Origin of the sequence: Citrobacter sp. XY323, from assembly GCF_025106035.1 — a bacterium.
Lineage (GTDB): Bacteria > Pseudomonadota > Gammaproteobacteria > Enterobacterales > Enterobacteriaceae > Citrobacter > Citrobacter braakii.
Map to the genome: position 1 here is coordinate 1 of NZ_JANYUK010000029.1, position 4,706 is coordinate 4,706.

8 protein-coding genes are annotated in these 4,706 nt (G+C 52.7%); all 8 read right to left on the reverse strand.

Annotation, left to right across the window (positions count from 1 at the left end; all coding sequences use genetic code 11):
- Positions 1–11: 11 nt before the first annotated feature.
- Positions 12–131, reverse strand: coding sequence for a type I toxin-antitoxin system Hok family toxin (locus N0B36_RS24190; protein ID WP_223156217.1), 120 nt, complete (start codon positions 129–131; stop codon positions 12–14).
- Positions 76–228 (reverse strand): DUF5431 family protein, encoded by a 153-nt coding sequence (locus N0B36_RS24195; RefSeq protein ID WP_246044107.1) that lies wholly within the window; start codon positions 226–228, stop codon positions 76–78. Before N0B36_RS24195 ends, N0B36_RS24190 begins: the two co-directional genes overlap by 56 nt.
- Positions 229–386: 158 nt before the next feature.
- Positions 387–713, reverse strand: a complete 327-nt coding sequence (locus tag N0B36_RS24200; protein ID WP_057102321.1) for a hypothetical protein — start codon at positions 711–713, stop codon at positions 387–389.
- Between the two features lie 2 nt (positions 714–715).
- Positions 716–1,438, reverse strand: a complete 723-nt coding sequence (locus tag N0B36_RS24205; RefSeq protein ID WP_259689494.1) for a plasmid SOS inhibition protein A — start codon at positions 1,436–1,438, stop codon at positions 716–718.
- Entirely contained in the window at positions 1,435–1,869 is a 435-nt protein-coding gene (gene psiB, locus N0B36_RS24210; protein ID WP_259689496.1) for a conjugation system SOS inhibitor PsiB, read from the reverse strand. Before psiB ends, N0B36_RS24205 begins: the two co-directional genes overlap by 4 nt.
- 35 nt (positions 1,870–1,904) lie before the next feature.
- Positions 1,905–3,923, reverse strand: a complete 2,019-nt coding sequence (locus tag N0B36_RS24215) for a ParB/RepB/Spo0J family partition protein (protein WP_259689498.1) — start codon at positions 3,921–3,923, stop codon at positions 1,905–1,907.
- Positions 3,924–3,991: 68 nt separating this feature from the next.
- On the reverse strand, positions 3,992–4,357 hold the full coding sequence (locus tag N0B36_RS24220) for a hypothetical protein (protein ID WP_119173758.1): 366 nt from the start codon (positions 4,355–4,357) through the stop codon (positions 3,992–3,994).
- 44 nt (positions 4,358–4,401) lie between these two features.
- Positions 4,402–4,706 (reverse strand): hypothetical protein (locus N0B36_RS24225; RefSeq protein WP_311044830.1); only part of this gene is annotated, 305 nt, incomplete at its 5' end.

The window sequence follows — 4,706 nt, forward strand, 5'->3', positions numbered from 1 at the left end:
GCCGGGGTTAGCTACTTAGCGGATTCGTAAGCCATAAAAGCCGCCACCTCCCTGTTCGTGTCCCTGTAGCGGATTTCACAGAGTGATTTCCGGGTCAGGTAGGTAAATATCAGTAGCGTGAGACACACTATTAATACGCACCAGAACAGAGTGTTTCGTGGCAGTTTCATGGCCTTCTTCTCCTTGCCTTGCGGCATCTAAGAGGCTATCCTGATGTTGTCTAGGCATACAGGTGGCCTCGTGGGTTAATGAAAATTAACTACGGGGCTTTCTGCTTTTTGCCACACAACCCGGCAACAAACCACCTTCACGTCATGAGGCAAAAAGCCTCAAGCGCCACCGCCATTATACCGCACACCGTCACTGTCTGACCAGGTTTCCTGCTCTTATCGTGCTGATTTTCCGCGAAAATACTCCGGTCGGGTTTCCAGCTCCCGCTCGATAAGTTCATCAGCAAACAATGGCGCAATCCGGTTTACACGCCGCTCCAGATTTCGTCTGCGGGTGGCAGCTTTTCGTTCATCGCTCCAGCGTCTGATCTGTCTGTCATCCAGAAAATCGACGCATACGGCATACCCGGCCCCCGCCACCCACAAAGACATGACTGATTCAGGAGCCTGCTGTCCGGCATCCACTACTTCGGACACCAGTTCATGCGGCCCCGGACACGGCCTGTGTGGCAACTTCCACCGCAATGAATAGCGCCATTTCATAATCAGCTCCGGTCTGTCAGTTTGTTGGGAACCAGCCAGTTTTCTGCCTGACGCAGGGCATCCGGAGTTTCCTTCACAATACAGGGAATTTCATACATAACTTCGTACAGCGGTGCATTGCTGTAACGCGACCAGTCAAGTTCTTTCAGCGAAGTGAACCGCGTCTGCCAGCGCCAGAATGCAGATTCAAGCTCACGCGCGTCAAACTCGTCTGCCCAACGCCGGTACCAGATATTGACAGTTTCAGGTGACTGAAAATTCAGTTCAGTCACCGCCTGTCCGAGAAGGTTCTGACGCAATCGCCATGCATGGTCAACCTGGCGGGCTACCCTCCGCATTTTTCGTGTGAAGCTGATTTTCTCTCTGTGTAATCGTCTGTCTGTACGCGTGTGTATGACTTCAGGAAACAACTCGGCCTGTACATCGAGGTTCAGCGGCAGCGGGCAAGCTTCACCGCCTGTGGCGATCATCCTGTCCAGCGCCTCTTCAACCTGTTTCAGGGATACCAGCCGGTTCCGCGGCTCCCAGTTCAGTCCGGGGATCTGGCGTGCAACCGTAGCATTCAGTCGGCCGCATCCGGTCAGCAACCGGAGAAAAGCCCGGACATGTGGTAAGGCAGGTAACCGCGCACCACGTTCACGGGAAGTTTCCACGTTAATAATGGCCTGAAGTGCCGCCTGACGGGCAGGCTTCAGCGTAACAAGAGAGTGTGCTGACGGGATCATGCCACCACCTCCTTATTCAACAGGCTAACAACAGTTCGGGCTGAACAGCCAAACCGGCGCATACCAGCCACCTGGCTGACCAGCGCATTGATGCTTACGGGGTCGAGTTTCTCTCCCTGCCAGAGCGTGCGAACAACCAGACCTCCAACTGACAGTAAAACAACAAGCCAGTACGGGGAAATGTCGCCGGGGCTACATACGCACAGATGATAATCATCACAACCATCAGCACTAAGACGGCACTGAACAGGGAAAAAACCACCAAACTCCATGCGGTACTCGGCGCAGATACACCAGTTCTGAGGTACAGCCAGCATACGGGTTACGGCATCACTGAGTTCATTGCGAGCATCCTCACCCTTCTGGCGGATATACTCCATATCGTAAGCGGTCAGGCTGTTAATTTTGTTCAGATCATAAATCATGGTCATGTCGTTCCCGCCGCCCGAAGGCGGCGGCCTCCGTCTTAAGCTGCGTGGTCTGTATGGTCAGTTTCTGTTAACTCAGTTTCATCCTGTTCAACAGGTTGAGTACGAACCATCCAGTCTGGTAACCAGCCTTTTACACTCAGTTCATCTGCGGCAGCGGCAGCAGCATCACGGCGTTTGAGCTTCACAACTTCCCGCGCTCTTTCCGCCATCCCTGCTTCTTCATAAGCCTTGCCGATCTGAGAAATTTTTAGTTTTCCGAAGTAGCTGGTCGCATCCGGCTGCCACCATTTGCGCAGGTCAAAGTCCAGAGCAGCTTCCAGCCCATCCAGTTCACTCCGCTCGGTACGGTTATACAGGCGTTCCTGAATACCGTTGATCCCATGTGCTGCGCAGAATCCCAGCAGGGCGCACACCTGTTCCGCAGACCATGACAGCAACCAGGTGAAATCCAGATGCCAGTTTTCCGGCAACGTCGCCTGAAATGCTTCACGCTGAACCTTAAGTGACAATAAAGCTTTGCCCTCATCACCGGACGGAGCCAGAGAGGCGAGCAGATACTGATTACTGGTGACTGAGGCTTTGAGGGGTTCACTACGCTGACCATAACTGCGTTCAAACAGACCGAGACACAGTGTCCATGTCAGCAGCGCCACAGACACGTCAGGACGTCCCGCCAGTTCAGCCTGTACCGCGAGAGTACGTTCAGCGGACATAGCTTTAACCAGCGTTGCCGGATATGCATCGGCAGGTGTTTCCGGCGTGGTGTAGGTGATTACATTGTTATCCTGCGTCTGTCGCGCCTCTCGTTCCTGTTCTTCCTGTGCGCGATCTTCGTCAGTCAGTTTGCGGATACCTGGCTGAACCTGAAAATTGCCGTTATCCCATGACACCCATACACCATGCTTCGCCCGAAATTCCGGCGTGGCCTCGCGGTATTTGGCCTCGATGCGGATATCATCAATCTGTTGCTGAAATTCGTACTGATCATCATAGGACGAGCAATCCTCGATGGCATTTTCAAGTTCATCGATACGGCGTTGTTCATCATCAGTCAGCACAGCCGCTGGCATGGCAAAGCGATACAGCTCTTTATCTTCGCCATGACCGCTGAGTTCCGTCATACGAAACTCAGCCCAACCCCAGCCCTGTTCCTGCCGGATACGCGCAGCCGTCACCGTCAGTTTTCCGGCGAGCAAAGATTTCACCAGCGCGGCATCAGCAAAAGTACTGTCTTTATCGCTAAACAGATCTGCGGTCAGATGACCTCCTGCTGCGAGGTAGGCTTCTTCACCGACAAAGACAAACATCGGATGGCTTATGGCCATTTTGTCATCTGTGGCCATTTTACGGAGAGTATGTACACTCGGAGTGCGATGTTGTTCGACAGCTTCTTTCCAGACCTGCTCCTGACGCTCGTGAGAATCAGCCAGGGTCAGAGCTTCACAATGCTCAAGGGTAATCTCATCCCGCGCCAGTGCATCCAGCAGGGATGGCGCAAGGTTCGCCAGTTTCAGACAGCGCTGAACATGGCGAGGTGCATATCCCAGCAGAGCGCCAATTTGTGAGGGGGTTCGCCCTTCTCGCTCAAGATTACGGAAGCCGACAATCTGCTCGGCAGGGTGCATAATTTTGTGTTTGCCATTCTCCGTCATGGAGGCAGCCACCGCGAGGTCCAGCGGAACGACTTTTACCGGAACAAACGGAAATTCAGCATCCACACTTCCCCGCACAACAAGAACACCCAATGCTCTGCGGCGACCTTCACCTGCCACAATCCCGATCGTTCCATCCGGCTGTTCGACGCCGACCAGATTCTGTAGGATCCCCACGGCAGCAATACTGTCAGCCAGTTCTTCCACTTCCTTGTCAGTATGCTTAATCAGACGCACATTCAGATCTGATGCAGACAAACGCGTATAAGCGATTTGCTGTACGGGGAGCACAGCTAAAAGCTGGCTCAGAGTCTGATCTGTAGCAGGAGCGGTTGTGGGTTCAGATTTCTTATTACGTCTGGATTTATTCGTTTTGCTTGCCGTAGTATTAGTGGCGACCATAATTTTTACCTCTCTAGTTTAAGTGATGGTCAGTCGTGACCGGATTGCCCTCCGGTCACGACATTCTTTCAGTTGGTTAGACGTTTCGGATGTTCAGCCAGCGCGGCAAAAGACGGATAAACGTCGAGCATTTTCATCATTGCCTGTGCGCTATCCAGCATTGCACTGTCTGATGGTGTTGCGCGGTTTCCGCAGACTGCGACCGTTGCCAGAACAGCCGCTTTCATGTCAGAAAAACGCTCATGCATACGGGTACTGAACAGGATGCGTTCCCCGTCAACCATGATTTGCCAGTTAGAACAATCATTGAAACGCGTGTCCACGTTATCGAACTCAACCACATGACTCTCTGTGGCCTGAATACGCAGCAACTTCACAATGTCAGGGCTTTTGCCCACATGGTTGGTGGTCAGAGCATTTTTCAGTTTCAGCATGATGTTCCCCTTTTGTTTGTTAAAAATGGCCAGTCAGCCATCATTCACTTCTGTTCGACGTAGCGCAGGTTTCGGTCCAGATCCGCAATAAAATCAGGCTCAAATGACCACGCCCGCCAGTTGAGTAAACCGTTTGTACGGATTTCCACCTGAACATCGCCATAGCGATCCACTTCAGCGATGGTGACCGTGACTCCCTTTTTGAGGTTTATTGAACCTGCCACGCGTTCACGAGCAACTGCTGCCAGATTTTGCCCTTCCCCCATCTTCCTGGAAGATTCTTGAGCGGCGGTTTTGACGTTGACGTTTCGTGTGTGCATCCTGGTTTTCTCCTGTGGTGATGGTTTTC

Excerpts from the sequence above, each read along its gene's own strand:
- N0B36_RS24195 (WP_246044107.1), bottom strand. The coding sequence starts at position 228 with ATGCCTAGACAACATCAGGATAGCCTCTTAGATGCCGCAAGGCAAGGA.
- N0B36_RS24200 (WP_057102321.1), bottom strand. The coding sequence starts at position 713 with ATGAAATGGCGCTATTCATTGCGGTGGAAGTTGCCACACAGGCCGTGT.
- N0B36_RS24205 (WP_259689494.1), bottom strand. The coding sequence starts at position 1,438 with ATGATCCCGTCAGCACACTCTCTTGTTACGCTGAAGCCTGCCCGTCAG.
- psiB (WP_259689496.1), bottom strand. The coding sequence starts at position 1,869 with ATGACCATGATTTATGATCTGAACAAAATTAACAGCCTGACCGCTTAC.
- N0B36_RS24215 (WP_259689498.1), bottom strand. The coding sequence starts at position 3,923 with ATGGTCGCCACTAATACTACGGCAAGCAAAACGAATAAATCCAGACGT.
- N0B36_RS24220 (WP_119173758.1), bottom strand. The coding sequence starts at position 4,357 with ATGCTGAAACTGAAAAATGCTCTGACCACCAACCATGTGGGCAAAAGC.